Raw genomic sequence first — 23751 nt, 5'->3', positions numbered from 1 at the left:
GGTCAGTTCCTCTGTCCGGGGACGAACTCGCCGGCGAGGCCGAGCAGGTTGACCAGGTAGGCGTCGAACCAGGGCCCGGTGCCGACGATGTGGCCGAGGATGTCGGCGTAGGGCCCGACCGCGGCCGCGGTCTTGCGCAGGTCCTCGCGCCGGTCCTGCAGCATCCGGGTCACGGTGCGCAGGTCGGCGAGCGCCGGTCCGATGTCGTCCTCGTTGTCCTCCGCGAGCCCCTCGAGCTGGACCGCCAGCGCGCGGGAGTTGACCAGCAGGCGGTGGATGGCCACCTCGCGACGGTCCAGCTCGTCGAAGACCTGGCTGCTGCTGCCCATCAGCTCCAGCAGGTCGCCGCGGCGGTCGGCGAGGAGGCCGGTGACCGACTCCGCGCGGTCCAGCAGCCCGGCCAGGTCCTCGTCGCGGGTGGCGATGGTCCGCGAGAGCCGGGAGAGACCGGTGAAGCTCTCCTGGACCTCCGGAGCGGCACCGTCGAGGGTCTCGGAGATGACGTCGAAGGCCTTGCTCAGCTGCTGGTCGTCGATGGACTCCGTGGTCGTGGTCAGGTCGCCGAGCACGTTGACGATGTCGTACGCCGAGCGGGTGTTGGCGACCGGGATCGTGCCGCCCTCCTCCAGTTCGCCCTTCTCGTCCGGCTCGATCTCGAGGTACTTCTCCCCCAGCAGGTTCAGCACCTCGACCGACGCCCGGCTGTCCGGGCCGAGCTCGGTGCCGGCGTCGAGCTCGAAGTCCACGACCACCACGCCGCCCTCGACCGTCATGCCGTTGACGCGGCCGACCCGCTTGCCGGCGACCTGGACCATGTGGCCGGGTCGCAGGCCGCTCGCGTCGCTGAGCTCGGCGTGGTAGCCCGTGCCCCGGAAGCCGGGGAACTTCTGCAGGTTGAACGCCGCGGCCATCACCACGAGCAGGACCACCAGGGCCACCACGCCGAAGCGCAGGACCTGGGCGTCGCTCCGACCCCGGGCGCCCACTACTGGCACCTCGGGGCGGTGCTGTGGAAGGAGAGGTCGTTGAGCGCGTCCTCGAGCCAGCCGAGGTCGATGCCGAGGATCTTCGGCAGCGTGATGCTGCCCTCGAAGTCGCAGAGGTAGTAGTTGTACCAGGACCCGTAGGTGCCGATCCGGGTCTGGTCGGTCATCGCCTCCGGGAGGCGCTCGAGCAGCCCGCTGAGGATCTCCAGGTTCTCCTTCTTCGACAGCGTCCTCATCAGGGTCCGCAGCCCGCGGACGTCCTCGGCGAGCAGCGGCCGCGCGCGGGTGAGCAGGTCGGCGACGGTGTCGGTGAGGTCGGCCAGGTTCGTCACCGAGTCGCCGATCACCCGGCGGTCCTCGGCGAGGTTGCCCATCCAGTCCTTGAGGCCGACGACGAGCTCGGAGAGCTGGGTCCGGCGCCGGTCGACCGTGCCGAGCAGCCGGTCGAGGTTGGTGATGACCTCCCCGATCAGCTCGTCCCGGTCGGCGAGGGTGTTGCTGAGGGAGGCGGTCCGCGCGAGGAGGCCCTGGACGGTGCCGGACTCCCCCTGCAGCACCTCGATGATGTTCTGGGACAGCTCGTTGACCGACGTCGCGTCCAGCGCGGAGAACAGCGGCTGGAAGCCGTTGTAGAGGGCGGTCAGGTCCAGCGCCGGCGCGGTCCGGGTGACCGGCATCGTCGCGTCGTCGCTGAGCCGCTCGCCACCGTCGGGCCCCTCCTCGAGGGCCAGGTACCGGTCGCCGACGACGTTGAGGTAGCGGATCTCGGCGCGGCTTTTGGTCGTGAGCGGCACGTCTGCGGCGACGTCGAAGGTCACCATCGCCCGGGTGCGCTCGTGCAGCTCGATGGACTTGACCTCGCCGACGGGGATGCCGGCGATCCGGACGTCGTCGCCCTCCTGCAGCATGCTCGCGCTGGTGAACTCGGCCCGCACGGTGCGCTTGTCGCCGAAGCCGATGTTGCCCATGATCACCGCCAGGAGGCCGGTCACCAGGATGGAGACGACGGTGAAGACGCCCAGTTTCAGGGCAGCGGCGATCGTCGTGGTGTTCCGCGCGCTCATCGCCCGACCACCGTCCCGCGCAGCTGGGGGCCGTAGAGCAGCGCGGAGAGCGAGCCGAGGTCGCGGTAGGACAGCCCCGCCTCGGAGGCGAGCAGGACGTTGACCAGCCGCTGCTCGGGGACCGTGCCGGCGTACCCCTTGGTCGGGTTGCGGTACGACGCGGGGTCGACGGTCCGGAAGGGCAGCGTGGAGCCGACGATCTCGTCCTGGTCGCTGCCGTCGGCCAGCGGGGTGCTGACCGGGCCGGGCGGGTTCGGCAGCCCGGCGCACCACGGCCCGTGGCCGACCTCGGCGTACTCCGGCCGGTCGTCGACGTCGTACGCCGGCTTCTGCACCGAGCCGAGCTCGAGGACCTGGTTGACGCGGTCGTTCTTGAAGATCTCGGCCAGCTTGCCGGTGTACCGGTCCAGGCCCCGGAGCAGGCAGGGGTACTGCGGGGCGTAGGTGTCGAGCAACCGCAGCAGCGGGCGGGAGAGCTCACCGAGGCGGATGATCCCGTCCTCGTTCTCGGCGAGCACCCGGGTGGTCGTCTCGGCCATCCCGGTGACGTCGCCGATGAAGGAGGACAGCTGGGCCTCCTGGTCGACCAGGGTGCGCGCCGAGACCGTGGCGTTGCGCAGCAGCCGCAGCACGTCGGGGGTCGCGCGCTCGTAGGTCTCGGAGACGTCGGCGACCAGCTCGAGGTCGCGCTGGAGGTCCGGCAGGCGGTCCGCCAGCCGGCCGGTGTAGCCGTCGAGCCGCTCCAGCAGGGCGCCGACGTCCTCGCCGCGTCCCGAGAGGGCCGAGGCCAGGGCGTAGAGCGTGTTGTTGAGCTCGGCCGGCTTGACCGAGCGGAGCAGCGGGAAGAGGTTCGCGAGGACCCGGCTGAGCTCGACGTTGGTCTCGACCCGGTCGGCGGGCAGGACGTCGCCGTCGCGGACCGCCTCGGCGTCGGGGTCCTCGGGCTCGATGAGCGAGACGAACTTCTGCCCGAACAGCGTGGTCGGCAGGATCTCGGCGCGCACGTTGCGCGGGATGTCCGTCGCCGCCTCGGGCTGCAGCGCGAGCTCGATGACCGCCTGCTCGCCGTCCTGGCCGATCGAGTCGATCCGGCCGACCAGCACGCCGTGGTAGCGCACGTCACCGTTGACGGCGAGCTGCAGGCCGGCGCGGTCCGCCTCGAGCGTCATCCGCGTCGAGCGCTCGAACCGCTTGTCGTAGATCGCGATGGAGAGCCACAGCAGCAGCGCGATGACGGTGAGGAAGACGACGCCGGCGACCAGGAGCCGTCGGTGCTCCCCCGGGCTGTCGTGGTGGACGTTGACGAGCACGCGCGCTACCCCGTGATCCGCACGGTCGTGGTCGATCCCCAGATCGCGAAGCTGAGGAAGAAGTCGGCGACGACGGTCGTCACGATGCTGGTGCGGATCGCCTTGCCGACCGCCATGCCGACCCCGGCCGGGCCGCCGGAGGCGGTGTAGCCGTAGTAGCAGTGGATCAGGATGATCGCGACCGCCAGGAAGATCAGCTTGAAGAAGGACCAGAGCATGTCGATCGGCGGCAGAAACTGCAGGAAGTAGTGGTCGTAGGTGCCGGCCGACTGTCCGTAGATCATCGTGGTGATCAGCCGCGGCGAGAGGTACGACGCGCTCAGCGCCACCACGTAGAGCGGGATGACGGCGATGAACGCCGCGATCATCCGGGTGGTGACCAGGAACGGCAGCGACGGGATCCCCATCACCTCGAGGGCGTCGATCTCCTCGCTGATCCGCATCGCGCCCAGCCGTGCGGTGTAGCCGCAGCCCACCGTCGCGGCGAGCGCGATCGCCGAGATCAGCGGGGCGACCTCGCGGGTGTTGAAGTAGGCCGAGATGAAGGCGGTGAACTTCGCGACGCCCAGCTGGCTCAGCGAGGCGTAGCCCTGGATGCCGACCTCGGTGCCGGCGAAGAACGCCAGGAACGCGATGACGCCCACGGTGCCGGCGATGACCGAGAGGCCACCGACGCCGAAGGAGACCTCGGCCAGGGTGTTGGCGATCTCGCGCGGGTAGCGGCGGATCGCGCGTGGCGTCCAGGCGAGCGCCTTGACGTAGAACAGCAGCTGGTCGCCGTACTCCTCCAGGCGCGCGCGGCGCTCCTTGAGCAGGGTCGCCCCGACCTCGGTGATCGCGGCCACCTCAGAGCCCCTGCTGCGGGACGACCTGGAAGTAGATCGCCGTGATGATGGCGTTGAGGAAGAACAGCAGCATGAAGGCGACGATCACCGACTCGTTGACGGCGCGGCCGACGCCGCTGGGGCCGCCACCGGCGTTCAGTCCCTTGTAGGCGCCGACGATCGCGGCGAGGTAGCCGAAGATCGCTGCCTTGACCATCGAGATGTAGAGGTCGGGCAGGCTCGCCAGCGCGGTGAAGGAGGAGAGGAACGCTCCGGCGGAGCCGTCCTGGATGATGACGGTGAAGAAGTAGCCGCCGCCGATGCCGGCGGAGATCACCAGCCCGTTGATCATCAGCGCGACGAACACGGTGGCCATCACGCGGGGCACCACGAGCCGGGCGAGGGGGTCGACGCCCAGCACCTCCATCGCGTCGATCTCCTCGCGGATCTTGCGGGCGCCCATGTCCGAGCAGATCGCCGAGCCGGCGGCGCCGGCGATGATCAGCGCCGCGGCGATCGGCGCGGCCTCACGGACGACCGCGAGGACGGCGGAGGCGCCGGCGAAGGACTGCGCGCCGAGCTGGCCGGTCAGGTTGCCCACCTGCAGCGAGATGACCGCGCCGAACGGCACGGAGACCAGGATGGTCGGCATCAGCGTGACGCTGGTGATGAACCACGCCTGCTCGATGAACTCGCGCAGCTGGAACGGTGTGGTGAAGACCCGCTTGGTGACGTCGACGACCATCGCGGTCAGCTCACCGGGTCCCCGGATGACGGACACAGCAGAGAACGCCATCCCCCCACCTCCCCAGATCAGTGACGGCGCCCACACAGTAGAACGTGTTCTCGTTTGCCACAATGGACGTCCACGGGCCGGGCGCGTCGCGCCTAGGATGCTGACGTGACGACCCCGCCCGACCCCGCCTCGACCTGGGCGGCGTTCACCCACGACCCCCGGGCGAAGGCCAACAGCGGCCTCCGCGCCGGCGACGCGGACCGCGAGGTGGTCTTCCGCGTGCTCGGCGACGCGTACGCCGACGGGCGGCTGACCCGCGAGGAGCACGACGAGCGGGCGTCCCGGCTCCCGGCCGCCCGCACCTTCGGCGAGCTGCGGCCCCTGCTCGAGGACCTGGTGCCGACCACGCCGGCCCCGGCCGACCGCCACGGCGCGCTGGTCACCGCCGGGCCCGACGAGCTGCGCCGGCTGGCCGTGCGCGAGTGGGAGTCCGACCGCCGCTCGGCGATCCTGGCCTTCATCGGCCCGACCCTGATCACCTGGGCGGTCTGGCTGGCGACCTGCTTCGGGGACGGCGGCTTCGAGCCGTACTTCCCCTGGCCGCTGATCGTGATGACCGCGACCGGCTTCCACCTGGTCCGGACCCTGGTCGCCCGCGAGGAGCTGGTCCGCGAGGAGGTCCAGCGCCTCGAGCGCCGGCAGGCCAAGGCGCTGCGCAACCGGGGACGGCGCCGGTGACCCGGTCGGCCGACCAGCAGCGCGTGCACGGCGTGCTGGGGCGGCACCCCTCCGCCGTGCTGCTCGGGGTCCAGCTCCTCGCGGTGCTGGCCTACCCGTTCCTGCAGGGGTCCACGGTCGGCCGCGCCGTCATCGGCATCGTGCAGATCGCGGTCGTGACGATCGCGGTCTGGGCGGTGCGGCGCACCCCGGCGCTCAGCTGGTCGGCGGCGTTCCTGGGGATCCCGGCGATGGTGTTCACCATCCTCGAGGCGTTCTCCCCCGACACCGACTGGATCGTGCTGACCTCGGCCCTGCTGCACGCGCCCTTCTACTTCTACGTCTCCTACGCGCTGATCCGCTACCTCTTCCACGACGACCGGGTCACGACCGACGAGCTGTACGCCACCGGCGCGGCGTTCACCGTCGTCGCCTGGGGCTTCGCCTACCTCTACGCCGCGGTGCAGGTGATCTTCGACGGGGCGTTCATCGGGACCGACTCCGCCGACACGCGCAGCTGGTTCGAGCTGCTCTACCTGTCGTTCTCGGTCCTCACCAGCGTCGGGCTGTCCGACGTGGTCCCCGTCGAGCCGCACGCGCGGTCGCTGGTCATGGTCGAGATGGTCGCGGGCGTGCTCTACGTCGCGCTGGTCGTCGCCCGCCTCGTCGGGCTCATCGTCACCCGCCAGGCGACCGCGGGCATCCGGTCCGGCGACGCCGCGGCCGCAGACGAGGACTGAGCCGGAGGCCGCGGGCCGACGTCAGGCGGGCGTCTGGAAGGTGTAGCCGACGCCGCCCACGGTGCGGATCCACTCGTGGTCCGAACCGCCCGCCTTGCGCAGCTTGCGGCGCAGCGAGGCGACGTGGACGTCCACCAGGAAGTCGGACTCGATGAACTCCCCCTCCCACACCTCGCGCACCAGGTCGCCGCGCTCCCAGGTGCGTCCCGGGTGGGCGGCGAAGGCGGTCAGGAGGGACACCTCGGCGGGCGTCAGCGGGAGCGGCAGGCCGTCGAGGAGCGCGACGTGGTCGACCGGCACGAGCACCAGCCCGCCACCGGCGTCGACGGGCGGGGCGGCGGCCTCGACCGGCGCGGCGGCGGGCGCCTCCGCGCCCGACATCGGCGCGCGCGGCCGGCGGAGCAGAGCGGCCGCGCGGGCGTGCAGCTCGCGCGGCGAGAACGGCTTGGAGAGGTAGTCGTCGGCGCCGACCTCGAGGCCGACGAGGCGGTCGGACTCCTCCACCCGGCCGGTCACCATCACGACGTAGGCGTTGCTGAACTCGCGCAACCTGCGGCAGACCTCGACCCCGTCCACGTCGGGCAGCGACAGGTCGAGCGTGACCAGGTCGGGGTCGGTGCGGCGGACCGCCTCGATGCCCTCCTCGCCGGTCGCGGCGGTGACCACCTCCAGCCCGATCTGCTCGAGGACGTGCTGCACGAGCAGCCGGATGTCCTCGTCGTCGTCCACGACCACGGCCCGCTGACCCCGATGACTGCGTTCCACACCGCGACCCTAGCCTTCCCGGTCCGGCGGCCATGGCCCTCGGGTGGCCCGGACAGGCCTTAGGGTTTGCGCGGCGGCCCGCCCGGGGTACGGGCGTCGCCACAGGACGCTGGGGGGCCTTGTCCGACGAGCACGAAGGGCGAAGCACAACATGGGGACCTCCACGGAGGAGCGGCGTCAGCGTGCCGTCGAGAGCCTGGCCCTCGACGAGACCGGCTCCCACGACCGCCTCGACCGGATCACGCGCCTGGCGCGGACCGCGCTCGGCGTGCCGATCTCGACGGTGACCGTCATCGACGGAGACCGGGCCTGGTTCCCGAGCGTGGCCGGCATCGAGCTCACCGAGCTGCCGCGCGACCAGACCTTCTGCGACCGGACGCACAGCGACGGCGACACCCTCGTGGTCCCCGACGCGCGCGCCGACGAGCGCTTCCGCCACCTGCCCGTCGTGGTCGACGGCGGCATCCGGTTCTACGCCGGGCACCCGCTGCGCGACCACACCGGGAACGTCATCGGCACGTTCTGCGTCTACGACACCGAGGCCCGCACCTTCGACGCCGACGAGCAGACGACCTTCGAGGACCTCGCCGCCTGGGCCGAGCTCGAGCTGGTCGCGTCCACCGAGATGACCCAGGCCGGGCGCGTCCAGGCCTCCCTGCTCCCCTCCCGGCCGATCCGCGTGGAGGGCTGGACCGTCGACGGGCTGTGCGTCCCCGCGCTCGCGGTCGGCGGCGACTTCTACGACTACGGCGTCGCCCAGGAGGTCCTGCACCTCGGCCTGGGCGACGTGATGGGCAAGGGCACCGGGGCCGCGCTCGTCGGGGCCGGCGTGCGCGCCGCGATCCGGGGCACCCACGCCGCTGTCACCGCCGGCGTCGACCTCGGGATCACCGCCACCCAGGTGGCGCGCAGCCTGCTCCCCGACCTCGAGCGCTCCGAGACGTTCGTGACGCTCCTCGAGGCGGCGGTGGACCTCGACGACGGCTTCCTGCGGTACGTCGACGCCGGCGCCGGCCTCGCGCTCCTCGTGCGCGCGGACGGGACGCCGGTGGCACTCGGCAGCGATGACCGGCCCTTCGGCGTGCTCGCCGACGACCACTGGACCGAGCACACCGAGCGGCTCCAGCCCGGCGACCGGCTGGTGTTCTTCAGCGACGGCCTGCTGGACCTGCTCGACGACCCCGTCGACTGGGTGCCGCCCGTCGCGGACCTCGTGTCCGCGGCGCCGGACGGTGTCGCGCTGCTGCGCTCGATCCGCCGCCTGGCCCTCCACCGCACCGCGATCGACGACGTCACCGTCGTGGCGGTGTTCAGGGAGCCGGCATGACGCGCCGCCTGCTGGTGATCCGCACGATCGTCGTGCTCACGACGATCCTGGGGCTCAACTACATCGTCTGGCGCTGGCTGTTCTCGGTGAACTGGCCGGCGTGGTGGATCGCGGTGCCGCTGGTGGTCGCGGAGACCTACAGCCTCATCGACTCGCTGCTCTTCGGCCTGGGCATGTGGCGGCTCAAGGAGCGGGGTGACCCGCCCGAGGCCCCCGACGGCCGGACCGTCGACGTGTTCATCACGACGTACAACGAGCCGATCGAGCTGGTGATGACCACCGCGCGGGCCGCGAAGGCGATCCGCTACCCCCACCAGACGTGGATCCTCGACGACGGCAACCGGCCCGAGATGCGCGCGGCCGCAGAGGCGGAGGGCATCGGGATCATCACCCGCTCCGCGGACTGGGTCGGCATGCCCCGCCACGCCAAGGCCGGCAACCTCAACAACGCGCTGCTGGCGACCGAGGGCGAGTTCCTGCTCATCCTCGACGCCGACCAGATCCCGAAGCCCGAGATCCTCGACCGCACGCTGGGCTACTTCACCGACGAGCAGATGGCGCTGGTGCAGACGCCCCAGTGGTTCGTCAACGTCCCCGAGAGCGACCCGCTGGGCAGCCAGGCGCCGCTCTTCTACGGCCCGATCCAGCAGGGCAAGGACGGATGGAACGCCGCGTTCTTCTGCGGGTCCAACGCCGTCATCCGCCGCGAGGCGCTCATGCAGCTGGGCGTCTCGCGCTACGCCTCCGAGGTCGAGGTCGGCGTGCACAAGGCGCTGCGGACCGCCAAGAAGGTCGTCCGCGAGGCCCGCAGGCAGCTCTCCCCCGACGAGACCCTGGTGGCGAGCGCGCTCGACGCGATCCTCGTCGACATCGGCCGTGCCCGGAAGGAGCTCGCGGAGGGCGAGGCGCTCTTCGACGTCACCTACCGCTTCCAGCAGCGGCTCGCGGGCATCCGGCGCGAGCTGGTGCGCGCGGACCTCGAGGCCGTCCAGGCCGACCTCGCCGTGGTCGCCGAGCTCGGCGTCCTCGGGAGCGAGGGCGGCGACTCGCTCGCGACCATCAGCGACGAGGCGCTGGACCAGATGGCGCACCGGGACTGGTCGCCGCTCGGCGCGGTCGAGACCGTCCAGGCGCTGGTCGACGCGGTCGACGTCGACCGCGGCGGCGAGGCCCAGCCGATCATGCCGCTGGCGACCATCTCGGTCACCGAGGACATGGCCACCTGCATGCGGCTGCACGGGCTGGGCTGGCGCACGGCGTACCACGACGAGGTGCTGGCGGTCGGCCTCGCGCCCGAGGACCTGCAGACGATGCTGACCCAGCGGCTGCGGTGGGCGCAGGGCACGGTGCAGGTGCTCTTCCGGGAGAACCCGCTCACCCAGAAGCGGCTGTCGTGGCCCCAGCGGCTCATGTACTTCGCGACGATGTGGAGCTACCTCTCCGGCTTCGCCGCGATCGTCTACATCGCCGCGCCGGTCGTCTACCTGACCATCGGCGTGCTGCCGGTCCAGGCGATCAGCACCGAGTTCTTCATCCGCCTGGTCCCGTTCCTCGTCGTCAACCAGCTGCTCTTCTTCGTGGTGGCGGCGGGCCGGCCGACCTGGCGCGGCCAGCAGTACTCGCTCGCGCTGTTCCCGGTGTGGATCAAGTCCTTCACGTCCGCCTTCGGCAACGTCTTCCTCGGCCGCAGCCTCGACTTCGCGGTCACCCCGAAGACCAAGCGCGCGGACGAGAGCCTGCGCTGGGACCTGGTCAAGCCGCAGCTGTGGGCGATGGGGCTGCTCGCCGCCGGTGCGGTCATCGGCGTCGTGCGCCTCGCGGTCGGCCAGGCGACCTGGCTCGGCACCGTGTTCAACATCGTCTGGGTCGTCTTCGACCTGGTCATCTTCTCCGTGATCATCCAGGCCGTCCGCTACCGCGGGTTCGGAGATGCGGCCGACGTCCCCGAAGTCGCTCGAGGAGGAGCATCGTCATGATCGAGATCGAGGTCGACCGCCGTGAGGGCGGGATCGGCGTGGTCGTGCCCAAGGGCCGGCTCAACATGGTGTCCGCCCGGCAGCTCAAGGAGCTGCTCGCCGAGCTGGTCTCCTCCGGGTCCACCCGGGTCGTGGTCGACCTGGCCGAGACGACCTTCCTGGACTCCTCCGGCCTCGGCGCGATCATCGCGGGCCTGAAGTCGGCGCGGCAGGCCGGCGGCGACCTCCGGATCGCCCGCCCGACGGCCACGGTGCTCACCGTCTTCCAGCTCACCAACATGGACAAGGTGCTGCGCCCCCGCGACGACGTGGAGACCGCGTTCGATGACTGACGACCGTCCTCCCGGCACCGCGCACCGCCACCTGACGGCACCCGCGGTCCCGGACACCGTCGACCGCGCCCACCAGGAGCTGGAGCTGCTGTGGGCAGAGGCGCCGCTCGTCGGCGACCTGGACCGGATGCGGTTCGAGCTCGCCGTGATCGAGGTGCTGGCGAACGTCGTGGAGCACGCGTACGGCGACGACCGCGAGGACCCGGCCGACGGGGCGCACGGGGCGCGCGGGGTCGACCTCGACCTGGCCGTCGAGGCCGACCGGCTCGTGGCCGTGCTGCACGACGACGGCATCCGCGCGGAGCTGGACCTCAGCCGGGTGAGCATGCCCGGCGAGGACGCCGAGTCCGGACGGGGCCTGGCGCTGACGCTGGCGACCGTCGACGAGCTGGAGTACCGACGAGAGGACGGGCGCAACCTGTGGAGACTGGTGTGCCTGCGGCAGGACTGATCCCGGCCGGCCGTCCCACGGCCACCCCGACCAGGCTGCTCCACCTCCTCCTGCTCCTCCTCACGGTCCTCGCACCGGTGCTCGCGGCCCCCGTGGCCGCCGCCGCGGACGGCGACCCCTCCCCCGACCCCGTGCCGCAGCCGCGCGTCGGCAGCCCCTGGTTCGGCCCCGGCCTGGACTGGACCGAGGACCTCGCCGTCGACTACGCCGACCGGCTCGGCACGACGCCCTCGCTGTACTCCCAGCGGGTCAACTACCCGCTGTCGGAGGACGACCGCACCTTCCTGCGCCAGTTCGTCGAGCAGGCCGCCGCCCAGGGCGCCGTCGCCGCGGTGACGCTCGAGCCGCTGCCGGCCCTCGGGGACCTCACCGACGCGGACGCCGCCGACCTCGCCGAGGAGCTCGCGACGCTGCACCGCGAGCTCGACACCTTCTTCCTCGTCCGGTTCGCGCCGGAGATGAACGGCACCTGGTACCAGTGGGGCCAGCAGCCGGAGGCCTACGTCGACGCGTTCCGCTCCGTCGCGGACGCCGTCCACGACGCCACCGACCACGCGGCGATGGTGTGGTCGCCGGTCTACGGCGCGGGCTACCCCTTCGGCGCGGCGTACGGCGACGTCGACCCGGACCGGGTGGCCGACGTCCGCTCCCTCGACACCGACGGCGACCAGCAGCTCGACGGCCGCGACGACCCCTACGCGCCGTACTGGCCCGGCGCGGACGCCGTGGACTGGGTCGGGCTCACGCTCTACCACTTCGGCGTCGACCGCGGCCGCGTGGACAACGACCTGGACCCGGCCGAGGGCGGGGAGACCGGCGACCTGGAGTCCAGCGAGGGCTTCGAGGTCGACGTCGCACCGGCACCGGGCGCCTTCACCGAGCGGCTCGAGGAGCGCTTCGGGTACGCCGCCGGCACGGGCGGCCGTCCGTTCTACGACCGGTTCGCCGAGCGCCACGACAAGCCGTTCCTCGTCGAGACCGCGGCCCTGTGGGAGCCCGACGGCGACGGCGACCCCGAGCTGGAGATCAAGCAGGCGTGGTGGCGGCAGGTCTTCGGCGCCGTCGAGGACCACCCGCTGATCGCCGGCATCTCCTGGCTGGAGCAGCGCCGCCCCGAGGCGGAGGTCGACCAGCGCGTCGTCGACTGGCGCGCGACGCGGACCGACCGGCTCTCGGCCGCCCTCCGGCGCGACCTGGACGACGCCGGCGTCGACACGGGCCCGGTCACCCGCGTGCTCGACCAGGACGCCGGCAACGCCGCGACCGCGCAGGGCCGCCAGGTCGACGCCGACGACGTCGGCGCCGAGATGGGCTGGATCGTCCTCTGCGCCGCGCTGCTCGCCATCGCCTTCCTGGTCGCGGGGCTGGTCGGCCGCTACGTGCCGTCGTGGCGCTACCCCGACGAGCACGACCCGCGCGACCGGCGGCTGGACCTGTTCCGCGGCTGGATCATCCTGACCGTCGTCTTCACCCACATCGAGGTGGCGAGCCCCTACTCCTACGTCAGCCTCAACGCGATCGGCGCGATCACCGGCGCGGAGATGTTCGTGCTGCTCTCCGGCATCGTGCTGGGGATGATCTACGCGCCGACGGTCCGCCGGTTCGGCGAGTGGGCCACCGCGGTCACGATGCTCAAGCGCGCCCGGAAGCAGTACCTCGTCGCGCTGGCCGTCGTGCTCATCGTCTACCTCGTCGGCCTGGTGCCGTTCGTGGACGCCACCGACATCACGACGTTCACCGACCGCGGCACCGGCGAGGACGGCGAGGCCGTGCAGGGCCAGGTCTACGACCTCTACGCCAACGCCGCGCGGCTCTTCGACTACCCGCCGCCGTGGTACGCCGTGAAGCAGCTGCTGCTGCTCCAGATGGGCCCGTGGGTCTTCAACATCATGGGGCTCTTCGTCGTCCTGAGCCTGCTGCTGCCGGCGATGATGTGGCTGGTCCGGCGCGGCCTGTGGTGGGTGCTGCTGGCCGTCTCCTGGGCGGCGTTCGTGTACGGCGCGGTCGCCGAGCCGCACTGGTTCCCCTCGCAGTTCGAGGACGTCTTCCCGCTGCTGACCTGGCAGCTGCCGTTCACCCACGGCCTCGTGCTCGGTCACTACCGGCGCCAGGTCACCCGCGCGCTGACCACCCGCCCGGGCAAGGTCGCCTGCGGCGTGCTGGTCGTCGGGTACGCCGCCGCGCTGGTCTGGCTGTGGGCGGGGCACCGCTTCGGCCTCCCCGCGACGCCGTTCCCCGACGGCTCCTACGGGTGGCTCTACGACCACGCCTACACCCGGATCTTCCTGCAGCCCGGCCGGCTGCTCGACCTGGCGCTGATGATCGTCGTCGCGCACGCGGTGCTCACGACCTGCTGGAGGCCGATCGACAAGGCCGTCGGCTGGCTGTGGATCCCGCTTGGTGCCGCCAGCCTCTACGTCTTCATCGTGCACGTCTTCTTCGCCCTCGCCGTCGGGAACATCCCCGGCCTGGACCGCGGCAACGTCTGGCAGGGCACGGTCGTGCACACCGTCGTCATGCTCGCGATCTGGCTGATGGTCAAGAAGAAGTTCCTGTTCTCGGTGATCCCCCGGTGACCGCCCGGTGATCCCCCGTCCGGCTCGCGGGGAACGCGAGCCGGTCGGGGGACGTCCCAGCGGCATGCCCGCACCGCGCCTGCCCGTCCTCGCCGCCTCGCTCGTGCTCGCCGGCACGCCGCTGGCCGTGGGGGCGGTCGGGTCGTCTGCGGAGGCGCTGTCCTGCGTGGGCCGCGAGCGCGTGCTGGCCGACGCGACGTTGCTGCTCACCGGTCGGGTCGTCGACACCACCGACGGCGCGCTCGAGGTCGAGGTGGACGAGGTGCGTCGTGGCGAGCTGCCCGGCGCCGAGGGCGAGCCCGTCCGCCTGTCGGTCGAGGCGGCGATGTACGGCACCTGGCCGCGCGAGGACGACGAGCTCGCCGACGGCTGGAGGTCGTCCCGGACGTGGGTGTTCGCGCCGTACGAGCAGGACGGCGAGTGGTGGGTGAACCCGTGCAACGCCTGGACGGCCGCCGCCGGCGGACCGAGGGACGGCGGCCCGCCGGGCGCGGGCTGGGAGCGGAGCGGCTCGGCGTCCGAGGGCGGCCCGTCCAGCGGCCCGGCCGTGCTCGCCGGGTCCGCGGGAGGGGCCCTCGCCCTCGGCGCCCTCGCGGTGTGGCTCGTCCGTCGGCGGCGCACGGCGTCGGGCTGACGCACCCGGTGGCCGCCGTCGACCGGCTCCGTAGGCTCCGGGCATGGTGGAGCTCCTCGTCACGGCCCTCACGCTCGGCTTGGCGGGGATCGACCCTGCCGGCCTGCTCCTGGCCCTAGGAGCGCTCGCCGCCGGTGCTCGCGAGCGCACGGTCCTCGCCTTCGCGGCCGTCGTCGTCCTGGGCACCGCCCTCCTCGGGACCGTGCTCACCGTGGCCGTCGGCCAGCACCTGCAGGACGTCGACTGGGCGTCGCTCCTCCCGCCGGACTGGCTGGGGGCGACCATCGAGGCGTTGCTGGCGGGCGCGTTGCTCGCCTGGGCGGCGGTACGGCTCCGCCGGCCGGAGGCGCGACCGCCGCGACCGGCCGGTCGCGGTCGGACCGGGTCGGCGCTCCTCGGGGGCGGTGTCCTCTTCGCCGCGTCCGCGCCGCTGGACCCTACCTTCGTCGGCCTCGTCGTCCTCGCCGGACGTGAGGAGTCGGTGTTCGCCGCAGGGCTGGCCAACCTGACGTGGATCGTCGTCAGCCAGCTGCCGCTCGTCGCCCTGGCCGTCGCCGTCGTCCTGCGCCGCCACCACGGAGCCGTCGCACGCCTGCGGGAGATCGTGCCGCGGGCCCGGCCGTTCCTGGCGCGGCTCGGCACCGCGGCGCTCGCCGCGGTGGGGCTGGTCATGGCCGCGGACGCGTGCTGGTGGTTCCTGACGGAGGAGTTCTTCCTCCCGGACCCCACCTAGCCCGCCCGTATCCGTGGGCGCGTCGTCGCGTCCCCGCGGACGCCACCGGTCCGCCGGCCGCCCTCGGGTCAGCGCGGCTGCAGCACCAGGGTGACGAGCGCAGCCCTGCTCGGCGCGTCGGTCGTCGCGACCGGGCCGCCGGCGGAGCCGGACGGGACGGCGCCGGCGCTGTCGGCGAGCAGGGCCCGATCCGGCCGCCCCACTGCCGATGGTCTCGTCCCGGGACGCCCCCGACGCGGGCGGCCGCCAGTCCGTCGTCGTGGAGGACGTGTCCGCCCAGTACGACACCACCCAGCGCCCGGCGCCCGCCACGGCCACCGCCTGCGTCGTGTGGGCGAGGCCCGCGGTGGTCTCCGCCCGGCTCGCCAGCAGCTCGACCGGGGCGGTCGGCGATGTACCGCTGTAGGCGACGAGCTGCAGGGCAACCTTGGTGAGGGCGCGGTGTGCCGCCTCGTCGGTGCTCGCACGATCTCCCCTCCGGACCGCGGCCCGAGCGGCCGCGCGACCACCCTGGGGGCGGCGAGAGGCGGTGCTCATGCCCCAGCTCGGGCGAAGGCCCGCCCCGACGGCCGGTGCCGAGAAGATTGTGCTACCCCAAATTGGTGAGCGCGGGGCCTCGAGTGGCCTCGGCCGTCGTCCGCGGTCCTAGCGTCGGTGGCACGCAGCAGGGGGTTGCGGAATGGGGGATCGATCATGGACGTCACGCGTGCACACCGCTCGGGCACACCGAGATGAGCACCCTCTCCACGCGGTTCCGCGTCCTCGTCCTGAGCGACCACGTCATGTTCAGCGAGGGCATGGAGATGGCGCTCACCCGCCAGGGCCACGACGTCCGCGCGGGCACGCTGTCCCGGGGGGCGGGGCGGGCACTCCCCTCCCCCCGGGCGGCCCGGTTCGACGCCGCCCTCGTCGACGTCGACGCCGACGACGAGTCGGAGACGCTGCCGGTGATCGCTGCCCTGTCCCGCGCGGGCACCAAGGTGGTCGTGGTGACCGGTTCGCGGGAGCACAGCCGGTACGGCCGGTACCTGCACGCCGGCGCGCGGACGGTGCTCGGCAAGCACGTGGGCCTCACCGAGCTGACGGGGACGTTCCGGCGCCTCAGCGCCGGGCTCGCCGTGCAGGACGCCGACACCCGGACCCACCTCCTGCGGGCCTGGACGGCACTCGAGGGTGAGCAGACCGAGGCGCGCCGCCGCCTCTCGACGCTGACCCCGCGCGAGCGCGAGGTGCTCGGCGAGCTCATGCGTGGCCGCACGGTCTGCGAGATCGCGCACTCCTGCGTGGTGTCCGAGGCGACCGTGCGCACCCAGGTCAAGAGCGTCCTGGCCAAGCTCGAGGTCAGCTCCCAGCTGGCGGCCGTCGGCATGGCCTACCACCTCGGCTGGCAGCCGCCCGTGGTCTCGCCACCGACCGTGCTGAAGCCGACCGCCTGAGCGGGACGGCCAGGCGGGCCCGTCGGCGCTCAGGCCTCCCAGCCCTCTGGGCGGTGCTTGCGGGGCAGGCCCTCGACGACCAGCCGGTAGGACTCGTCGACGGCCTCGAGCAGCTCGTCGTCGGGGATCTCGAAGGACAGGTCGTTCCACCCCGACCGGCCGATGTAGGCCATCACCGTCGCACGACCCGGGTGCCGGTCGAGCCACTCGTCGGCGACCTCCCGGCTGCCCGCCTTGACCCCCACGCCGTCGGACCGCAGGAACGCGAAGATCTTCGCCCGGTCCGGCGCACCCACCTTGATCACCGGGTGCTCGTGGCCCCAGGGGTCGTCGGGCCACGCGCCCGCCTTGGCCAGGCAGTGCGCCCGCATCCGCTCGACGTCCACCTGCCGAGCGTACGGCGAGGACGGGCTGCTCGGCTCGCTCAGGTCGTCGCCTGCACCCGGGCCAGGAACGCGCCGAGGTTGCGCCGCAGGCGCGCCGCCCGCTCCTCCACCGAGAGCGTCTCCGGCACCCGCATCAGCGACGGGAGCGGTCGCAGGCCGCGGACGTACGCCGAGCAGCCGAGGTCGGCGCAGACGTCGACGCCCACGGAGTTCCCGTCGCGACCGGAGCGTCCGGCCCGCGGGGCCACCATCAAGGTGGCGCCCTGGCCGGGGTGGGTGGTCAGGCACAGCGAGCACATCCGAGCGCGGCGAGGGCCGGCGCCGCCGACGTTGCGACGCAGCTGGACGCCGACCGCGCGGTCGTCGTCGCCGACCGCGACCACGTAGCACTGCAGCGGGGCGCGGTCGTCGACCCAGCCCAGGAAGTCCAGGTCCGCCCAGCTGCGCTCGGCCAGGTCGGTGGGCACCCGCAGGCGCGTCGCCTCGCCGCGGCTGGCATTGACGAAGGAGGCGCGGACCTCGCGCTCGTCGAGGGGTCTCATCGGTCTGCTCCTGTCGGGGAGGTCGGGTCGGACCACGCCGCCAGCGTGGTGTCGAGGCTGTCGAGGATCCGGTCCCACGTGGCCTGGCTGTCGGGGGCGCTGTGCTCGAACCCGCCGGCCCGCTCCAGGCTGACGAAGCCGTGGAACACGCTGCCGAGCAGGCGGACGGCGTGGGTCTCGTCGGGCTCGTCGAGGCGGTAGCCCCGGAGGACCGCCCGCGTCATCGACGCGAGCCGTGGGCCGGCGCTGCCCGCGGCGGTCTCCGCGTCCAGGCGCAGCCGGGCGGCGTCGTACCGGCCCGGGTGCTGTGCGGCGTACGCCCGGAACACCCCGCCGAGCGCCCGCAGTGCGTCCGGGCCGGACCGGCCGGCGAGCGCGTCGGCCGCCCGCCCGGCGAGCTCCTCCAGCGCCAGGAGCGCGACGCGCGTCCGGAGGTCCTCCGAGCCGCGCACGTGGGAGTACAGGCTGGCGGGCTTGACGCCGAACCGCCGGGCCAGGGACGACAGCGTCACCTGCTCCAGGCCGACCTCGTCGGCCAGCTCGGCACCCGCGACCACGACCCGGTCGACGGTGAGTCCAGCACGGGGCACGACGCCTCCCTTCCTCGCTTCCTACACATCGTAGGCAGACGGCGATGGGATGCAGGAATCGCGGCGAGGCAGTCGATCAGGTGACGAGCGACGCGGTGAGCTCATCCCGTGTCGTCCCGCTGCGCGCTCGGCGACGGAAGCGCCAGATCTGGGAGGCGCCGAGCACCCACAGGACGTACTGCGTGCTCATCGCCCACCGGAACGCGTCGGCCGTGTACCCCGACCCGGCCGGCGTGCGCCAGTCCAGCACGAAGCCGATCGACACCACGAGCACCAGGCTGGCGATGAAGCCGCCCTGGTTGATCAGGCCGCTCGAGCTGGCCAGGCGCGAGGGCGGGTTGGACGTGCGGCCCACGTCGAAGCCGACCATCGACGCCGGTCCTCCGACCCCGACGACCAGCGCCAGGACCACGAGCAACGGCAGCGGCGCCTCGCCGGGCCAGGCCAGCACGACCGTCCAGGCCGTCGCGATCGCCCCGACGATCGCGAGGACCACCGTCGACCGGTGCCAGGGATGGACGCCGACCAGCCAGCCCAGCACCGGTCCCGACGCCATCACGGCGACGATGATCACCGTCAGCAGCGTGCCCGCCACGGCCGGGCTGAGCCCCTCGCCGCGCACGAGGAACGGGTAGCCCCACAACAGTCCGAGGACGTTGCTGCTGAACGGCGTCGTGAAGTGGATCCAGAAGCCCAGCCGGGTGCCCGGCTCCGCCCAGGACGCGGCGAGGCTGCGTCGGACGGCGCCGACCGACATCGACTCCCCGCGCAGGTTCCGCTCCGTCGGGGTGTCGCGGAGGACCAGCAGCAGCGCGACCAGCAGCACCGGTCCGATCGCGGCGGCGCCGAGGTAGGCCGTGGTCCACCCGAGGTCCCGCAACGCCCACGTCATGGGCACCGCCGAGATGACCGCGCCCAGCTGCCCGAGGGTGCCGGTCAGCTGGCTCAGCAAGGGGATCCGCCGCCGGGGGAACCAGCTGGTGACCAGGCGCAGGACGCAGATGAACGTCAGTGCGTCGCCCACGCCGACGAAGGCCCTGGCCACCAGGGCCAGCGGGTACGTCGTCGCGAGGGCGAAGCCGACCTGGGCCGCCGTCATCACCACCAGCCCGGTGAGCAGCACGCTCCGTGAGCCCCACCGGTCGACCAGGAGGCCGACCGGCACCTGCATCGCGGCGTACACGAGCAGCTGCAACATCGTGAACGTCGCCAGCTGCGACGCCGAGATGTCGAACCGCTCCGAGGCGGCCAACCCGGCCACGGCGAGCGAGGTCCGGTGGAAGACCGCGAGGAGGTAGACGAGCAGCCCGATGCCCCACATCAGCAGGCCGGTCCGGAAGGCGGGCGCCTGCTGCTCCCCCGTCACCGCCACGTGGTCACACGCTACGCCGCCTGCTGCGATCTCCGCTCGTCGGCGGCCCCTCGGTCGGCGGCCCTCCTCACTTGGTCGCCGCCGCTCGCTCCGCTCCCGCTGCTCCCGCGTTCGCGGCAAGCGCTCGAGCTCGTTCCTCGCTCGACGCTGCCCCTCACTTGGTCGCTTCCATCATCTGGCGCAGCTCCTTCTTGAGCTCGGAGATCTCGTCGCGCAGACGGGCGGCGACCTCGAACTGCAGCTCAGCCGCGGCGGTGCGCATCTGGTCGGTCAGGTCCTGGATCAGCTGGGCGAGGTCGGAGCTCGGCATGCCGGCGAGGTCCTTGGCGTGCTTGCCCGCCGACTCCTTGCCGAGCGCCGGCACCGGCTGCTTGGTCTTCGCCCCACCCGCGCGGCCCTTGGCCTCGGTGCCGGCCCAGGTCTCCAGCAGCGCCTGGGTGCTCTCGTCCTCGCGGGCGAGCATCTCGGTGATGTCGGCGATCTTCTTGCGCAGCGGGGTCGGGTTGATCCCGTGCGCCTCGTTGTAGGCGATCTGCTTCGCGCGGCGCCGGTTGGTCTCGTCGATGGCGCTCTCCATCGACGGGGTGATCTTGTCGGCGTACATGTGCACCTGGCCGGACACGTTGCGAGCCGCACGGCCGATCGTCTGGATCAGCGACTTGTCCGACCGGAGGAAGCCCTCCTTGTCGGCGTCGAGGATCGAGACCAGCGAGACCTCGGGCAGGTCGAGACCCTCGCGCAGCAGGTTGATGCCGACGAGCACGTCGTACTCCCCCAGCCGGAGGTCGCGGAGCAGCTCGATCCGCTTGAGCGTGTCGACCTCGGAGTGGAGGTACCGGGTGCGGATGCCGGCGTCGAGGAGGTAGTCGGTGAGGTCCTCGGACATCTTCTTGGTGAGCGTGGTGACCAGCACGCGCTCGTTCTTGTCCACCCGCAGCCGGATCTCGTGGATGAGGTCGTCGATCTGGCCCTTGGTCGGCTTGACCACGACCTCCGGGTCCACCAGCCCGGTCGGGCGGATGATCTGCTCGACGACGTCGCCGCCGACCTTGTCCAGCTCGTAGTCGCCCGGCGTCGCGGACAGGTAGATGCTCTGCCCGATGCGGTCGAGGAACTCCTCCCACCGCAGCGGCCGGTTGTCCATCGCGCTGGGCAGCCGGAAGCCGTGGTCGACCAGGTTCCGCTTGCGCGACATGTCGCCCTCGTACATGCCGCCGATCTGCGGGACCGCGACGTGCGACTCGTCCACGACGAGCAGGAAGTCCTCGGGGAAGTAGTCGATCAGGCAGTTCGGCGCCGAGCCGCGCTGCCGGCCGTCGATGTGCATCGAGTAGTTCTCGATGCCCGAGCAGGAACCGACCTGCCGCATCATCTCGATGTCGTACGTCGTGCGCATCCGCAGGCGCTGGGCCTCGAGGAGCTTGCCCTCCCGCTCGAACTTCGCCAGCTGGTCCTCCAGCTCCAGCTCGATGCCCTTGATCGCCCGCTCCATCCGCTCCGGGCCGGCGACGTAGTGGGTGGCGGGGAAGACGTAGAGCTCCTCGTCCTCGGTAATCACCTCGCCGGTCACCGCGTGCAGCGTCATCAGCCGCTCGATCTCGTCGCCGAAGAACTCGATGCGCACGGCGTGCTCCTCGTAGACCGGGAAGATCTCGAGGGTGTCGCCGCGGACCCGGAAGGTGCCGCGGGTGAAGGACATGTCGTTGCGGGTGTACTGGATCTCCACCAGCCGCCGCAGGATCGAGTCGCGGTCGTGCTCCTCCCCGACCCGCAGCCGCAGCATCCGGTCGACGTACTCCTGCGGCGTGCCCAGGCCGTAGATGCAGGACACCGTGCTGACCACGATCACGTCGCGCCGGGTGAGCAGGCTGTTGGTCGCCGAGTGCCGCAGCCGCTCGACCTCCTCGTTGATCGAGGAGTCCTTCTCGATGTAGGTGTCGGTCTGCGGGACGTACGCCTCGGGCTGGTAGTAGTCGTAGTACGACACGAAGTACTCGACCGCGTTGTCGGGGAAGAGCATCCGCAGCTCGTTGGCGAACTGCGCGGCGAGGGTCTTGTTGGGCTGCATGACCAGCATCGGCCGCTGCACCTGCTCGGCCACCCAGGCGACGGTCGCGGTCTTGCCGGTTCCGGTGGCACCGAGGAGCACGACGTCCTCCTGGCCGGCCTTGACCCGCTTCGTGATCTCCTTGATCGCAGCCGGCTGGTCGCCCGAGGGCTGGTAGTCGGAGACCACCTTGAACGGGGCGACGCGGCGCTCGAGATCGGTCACTGGACGCATGGCTTCGAGCGTACGCGGGACCGCCGACAGTGCCCGGTGAGCGCTCCTCCCGTCGACGGGGGCCCGGCGCCGTGCCCTAGATTGGCCCCGTGACCGTCCGCCGCCAGCTCCTCGTCGAGCGGCTGCTCCGGTACCTGCGCGTGACCCTGATGACCGTCGTCGGCGTCCAGCTGGCGCTCGCGGTCGGGATGTCGCTCGTCGACTCCTACCGACGCCGCGGCAAGCGGCCCAAGCCGTTCCCGGTCACCCCTCCGTCGCCGGTGCCGGTCGGTGAGGGCGAGGTCACCGTCTACACCTACGGCAAGGACCTCTACGAGGCCATGCTGGCCGCGATCGAGGGCGCCGAGCGCCAGGTCCTCTTCGAGACCTACATCTGGAAGGGCGACGCCGTCGGAGAGCGGTTCAAGCAGGCGCTCGTCGACGCGGCGGCCCGCGGGGTCGACGTCTACTGCATCTACGACGGTTTCGCGAACCTCGTGGTCTCGCCGCGGTTCAAGCGGTTCCCGCCGTCGCTGAAGGTGCTGCGCTACCCCGTGTACGGCGCCGGGTGGCGCTTCTTCGACCTGCGCCGCTACGGGCGCGACCACCGCAAGGTGCTCGTCGTCGACGACGCGGTCGGCTTCGTGGGGGGCTACAACGTCGGCGCGGCGTACGAGACCGAGTGGCGCGACACCCACGTGCGGGTCACGGGCCCGGGCGTGTGGGACCTCAAGCGCGCCTTCGCCGACTTCTGGAACCTGCACCGACGCCGCCGCCTGGGCCACAGCGAGCGGCCGCTGCTGCTGGAGGCCGCCTCGAGCTGGGAGCCGATGATCCGGTTCCAGCGCAACGTGCCGCGGCTGTGGATGTTCCCGATCCGCGGCATGTACCTCGAGGCGATCAACCGGGCCAGCCGCAACATCTGGATCACCCAGGCCTACTTCCTGCCCGACCAGCCGTTCGTCGACGCGCTGCGCGCGGCCGCCGGGCGCGGCGTCGACGTGCGCCTGCTGGTGCCGCTGAAGTCCAACCACATCGTCGCCGACTGGATCTCGCGCGGATACTTCTCCCAGCTGCTCGACGCGGGCGTGCGGATCTTCCGGTTCCGCGACGCGATGGTCCACGCCAAGACCGCCACCGTCGACGGCACCTGGTCGACCGTCGGCACCGCCAACATCGACCGGCTCAGCCTGACGGGCAACTACGAGATCAACGTCGAGGTCATCGACGAGGCGCTCGCCCGCACGCTGGAGGGCATCTACCGCACCGACGAGACCAACTCCATCGAGCTGACCAGCGGCGAGTGGGAGGCGCGCGACCTGCACCGCCGCTTCACCGAGTCGCTGCTCCGGCCGCTGCGCCCCCTGCTCTGACCCGTCCACTTCCCGCGCCGGAACGAGTGCCGGGACGCCGGGCGGGGTAGCGGAAGGCATGCCCGCCCCGCGCGTCTCCCCCGGTTCCCTGCGTGACGTCGGCCCCTTCACCTGGGCGTTGGCACGGGTCTTCGGCCGCCGCAGCGGGACCCGGCCGCCGGCGGTGTTCCTCACCCTCGGCCGGCACCGGAAGCTGTTCCGCGGGTGGCTCCACTTCGCCGGGCGCCTGATGCCCGGCGGGCGGCTCCCCCGCGCCGAGACCGAGCTGGTGATCCTGCGGGTGGCGCACCTGACCGGCAGCGAGTACGAAGCCACCCAGCACCGGGGGCTGGCCTGGCGGGCCGGCCTGTCCGACGCCGCGATCGCCCGCGTCGAGGAGGGCCCGTACGCCGCCGGCTGGTCCGCCCGCGAGCAGCTGCTGCTGCGGGCCACCGACGAGCTGCACGCCGGCGACCTCTCCGACGGGACCTGGGCCGAGCTGTGCGCCGAGCTCGACGAGGAGACCCGGATCGAGCTGGTGCTGCTCGCCGGGCACTACGAGATGCTCGCGACCGCCCTGCACGTGCTCCGCGTGCAGCCTGACGCCCCGCGCTGACCGCGGCGTCCCGCGGTCACGGGCGG

Annotated in this window: 25 protein-coding genes; 13 read left to right on the top strand and 12 right to left on the bottom strand. The window is 72.2% G+C overall.

All coding sequences use genetic code 11. From position 1 onward, the window contains the following. Nucleotides 1–2 precede the first annotated feature (2 nt). The 5 genes from OSR43_RS09135 to OSR43_RS09115 are packed head-to-tail and all read right to left on the bottom strand — an operon-like array spanning nt 3 to nt 4980. Nucleotides 3–986, bottom strand: a complete 984-nt coding sequence (locus tag OSR43_RS09135; RefSeq protein WP_302271011.1) for an MCE family protein — start codon at nt 984–986, stop codon at nt 3–5. Further along, complete coding sequence (locus tag OSR43_RS09130) at nt 986–2050, bottom strand: MCE family protein (protein ID WP_302271009.1); 1065 nt, start codon at nt 2048–2050, stop codon at nt 986–988. The genes OSR43_RS09135 and OSR43_RS09130 overlap by 1 nt, the downstream gene beginning before the upstream one ends. Further along, nucleotides 2047–3360: an MCE family protein gene (locus tag OSR43_RS09125; RefSeq protein WP_302271008.1), complete on the bottom strand. Its 1314-nt coding sequence runs from the start codon at nt 3358–3360 to the stop codon at nt 2047–2049. The genes OSR43_RS09130 and OSR43_RS09125 overlap by 4 nt, the downstream gene beginning before the upstream one ends. A 5-nt stretch (nt 3361–3365) precedes the next feature. Beyond that, nucleotides 3366–4205 (bottom strand): ABC transporter permease, encoded by an 840-nt coding sequence (locus OSR43_RS09120; protein ID WP_302271006.1) that lies wholly within the window; start codon nt 4203–4205, stop codon nt 3366–3368. Nucleotide 4206: 1 nt separating this feature from the next. Then, nucleotides 4207–4980, bottom strand: a complete 774-nt coding sequence (locus OSR43_RS09115) for an ABC transporter permease (RefSeq protein ID WP_302271004.1) — start codon at nt 4978–4980, stop codon at nt 4207–4209. Nucleotides 4981–5085: 105 nt separating this feature from the next. Between OSR43_RS09115 and OSR43_RS09110 the strand changes: the two genes are divergently transcribed. Both OSR43_RS09110 and OSR43_RS09105 read left to right on the top strand, forming a co-directional pair. Continuing rightward, on the top strand, nt 5086–5658 hold the full coding sequence (locus OSR43_RS09110) for a DUF1707 domain-containing protein (protein WP_302271003.1): 573 nt from the start codon (nt 5086–5088) through the stop codon (nt 5656–5658). Beyond that, nucleotides 5655–6377, top strand: a complete 723-nt coding sequence (locus OSR43_RS09105; protein ID WP_302271002.1) for an ion channel — start codon at nt 5655–5657, stop codon at nt 6375–6377. The genes OSR43_RS09110 and OSR43_RS09105 overlap by 4 nt, the downstream gene beginning before the upstream one ends. A 21-nt stretch (nt 6378–6398) precedes the next feature. On the opposite strand, the gene OSR43_RS09100 is transcribed toward OSR43_RS09105, so the two are convergent. After that, nucleotides 6399–7142, bottom strand: coding sequence for a response regulator transcription factor (locus OSR43_RS09100; protein ID WP_302271000.1), 744 nt, complete (start codon nt 7140–7142; stop codon nt 6399–6401). Between the two features lie 151 nt (nt 7143–7293). On the opposite strand from OSR43_RS09100, the gene OSR43_RS09095 reads away from it, so the two are divergent. The 7 genes from OSR43_RS09095 (at nt 7294) to OSR43_RS09065 (ending at nt 15171) form a co-directional block, all read left to right on the top strand. After that, a complete protein-coding gene (locus OSR43_RS09095; protein ID WP_302270999.1) occupies nt 7294–8469 on the top strand; it encodes a PP2C family protein-serine/threonine phosphatase in 1176 nt (391 codons plus the stop codon). Next, entirely contained in the window at nt 8466–10445 is a 1980-nt protein-coding gene (locus OSR43_RS09090) for a glycosyltransferase (RefSeq protein ID WP_302270998.1), read from the top strand. The genes OSR43_RS09095 and OSR43_RS09090 overlap by 4 nt, the downstream gene beginning before the upstream one ends. Beyond that, nucleotides 10442–10777 carry an STAS domain-containing protein gene (locus tag OSR43_RS09085; protein ID WP_302270997.1) on the top strand — a complete coding sequence of 112 codons (336 nt, stop codon included), beginning with the start codon at nt 10442–10444 and terminating at the stop codon, nt 10775–10777. Before OSR43_RS09090 ends, OSR43_RS09085 begins: the two co-directional genes overlap by 4 nt. Continuing rightward, nucleotides 10770–11228 (top strand): ATP-binding protein, encoded by a 459-nt coding sequence (locus OSR43_RS09080; protein WP_302270996.1) that lies wholly within the window; start codon nt 10770–10772, stop codon nt 11226–11228. Before OSR43_RS09085 ends, OSR43_RS09080 begins: the two co-directional genes overlap by 8 nt. Beyond that, nucleotides 11210–13804 carry an OpgC domain-containing protein gene (gene opgC / locus OSR43_RS09075; RefSeq protein ID WP_302270995.1) on the top strand — a complete coding sequence of 865 codons (2595 nt, stop codon included), beginning with the start codon at nt 11210–11212 and terminating at the stop codon, nt 13802–13804. The genes OSR43_RS09080 and opgC overlap by 19 nt, the downstream gene beginning before the upstream one ends. A gap of 64 nt (nt 13805–13868) precedes the next feature. Next, nucleotides 13869–14438 carry a hypothetical protein gene (locus OSR43_RS09070; protein ID WP_302270994.1) on the top strand — a complete coding sequence of 190 codons (570 nt, stop codon included), beginning with the start codon at nt 13869–13871 and terminating at the stop codon, nt 14436–14438. A gap of 43 nt (nt 14439–14481) precedes the next feature. Further along, complete coding sequence (locus OSR43_RS09065) at nt 14482–15171, top strand: hypothetical protein (RefSeq protein ID WP_302270992.1); 690 nt, start codon at nt 14482–14484, stop codon at nt 15169–15171. Between the two features lie 68 nt (nt 15172–15239). Here OSR43_RS09065 and OSR43_RS09060 read toward each other — a convergent pair whose 3' ends face one another. Then, the gene (locus tag OSR43_RS09060) at nt 15240–15374 is read right to left on the bottom strand and encodes a hypothetical protein (RefSeq protein ID WP_302270991.1); all 135 of its coding nucleotides are present in this window, start codon (nt 15372–15374) and stop codon (nt 15240–15242) included. A gap of 5 nt (nt 15375–15379) precedes the next feature. On the opposite strand from OSR43_RS09060, the gene OSR43_RS09055 reads away from it, so the two are divergent. Both OSR43_RS09055 and OSR43_RS09050 read left to right on the top strand, forming a co-directional pair. Further along, entirely contained in the window at nt 15380–15577 is a 198-nt protein-coding gene (locus tag OSR43_RS09055; protein ID WP_302270990.1) for a hypothetical protein, read from the top strand. Between the two features lie 325 nt (nt 15578–15902). Further along, a complete protein-coding gene (locus OSR43_RS09050; RefSeq protein WP_302270989.1) occupies nt 15903–16607 on the top strand; it encodes a response regulator transcription factor in 705 nt (234 codons plus the stop codon). Nucleotides 16608–16636: 29 nt separating this feature from the next. Here the strand turns inward: OSR43_RS09050 and OSR43_RS09045 are convergent, their stop codons facing one another. The 5 genes from OSR43_RS09045 to uvrB all read right to left on the bottom strand — a co-directional run bounded on the left by OSR43_RS09045 (nt 16637) and on the right by uvrB (nt 21778). Continuing rightward, entirely contained in the window at nt 16637–16993 is a 357-nt protein-coding gene (locus OSR43_RS09045) for an MmcQ/YjbR family DNA-binding protein (protein ID WP_302270988.1), read from the bottom strand. A 38-nt stretch (nt 16994–17031) separates the two neighbouring features. Beyond that, nucleotides 17032–17535 carry an FBP domain-containing protein gene (locus tag OSR43_RS09040; RefSeq protein ID WP_302270987.1) on the bottom strand — a complete coding sequence of 168 codons (504 nt, stop codon included), beginning with the start codon at nt 17533–17535 and terminating at the stop codon, nt 17032–17034. Further along, nucleotides 17532–18125, bottom strand: a complete 594-nt coding sequence (locus OSR43_RS09035) for a TetR/AcrR family transcriptional regulator (protein WP_302270985.1) — start codon at nt 18123–18125, stop codon at nt 17532–17534. The genes OSR43_RS09040 and OSR43_RS09035 overlap by 4 nt, the downstream gene beginning before the upstream one ends. 76 nt (nt 18126–18201) lie before the next feature. Then, nucleotides 18202–19497, bottom strand: a complete 1296-nt coding sequence (locus tag OSR43_RS09030; RefSeq protein WP_302270983.1) for a nitrate/nitrite transporter — start codon at nt 19495–19497, stop codon at nt 18202–18204. Between the two features lie 154 nt (nt 19498–19651). Continuing rightward, the gene (gene uvrB, locus OSR43_RS09025; protein ID WP_302270982.1) at nt 19652–21778 is read right to left on the bottom strand and encodes an excinuclease ABC subunit UvrB; all 2127 of its coding nucleotides are present in this window, start codon (nt 21776–21778) and stop codon (nt 19652–19654) included. Nucleotides 21779–21867: 89 nt separating this feature from the next. Between uvrB and OSR43_RS09020 the strand changes: the two genes are divergently transcribed. Next, complete coding sequence (locus OSR43_RS09020) at nt 21868–23130, top strand: phosphatidylserine/phosphatidylglycerophosphate/cardiolipin synthase family protein (protein ID WP_367891522.1); 1263 nt, start codon at nt 21868–21870, stop codon at nt 23128–23130. A gap of 58 nt (nt 23131–23188) precedes the next feature. After that, the gene (locus OSR43_RS09015; protein ID WP_302270981.1) at nt 23189–23725 is read left to right on the top strand and encodes a carboxymuconolactone decarboxylase family protein; all 537 of its coding nucleotides are present in this window, start codon (nt 23189–23191) and stop codon (nt 23723–23725) included. Nucleotides 23726–23751 lie beyond the last annotated feature (26 nt).

This window comes from Nocardioides sp. Arc9.136 (assembly GCF_030506255.1).
Classification (GTDB): domain Bacteria; phylum Actinomycetota; class Actinomycetes; order Propionibacteriales; family Nocardioidaceae; genus Nocardioides.
The sequence above is the reverse complement of the archived record's forward strand: the minus strand, read 5'-3'. Positions and strand labels throughout refer to the sequence as shown.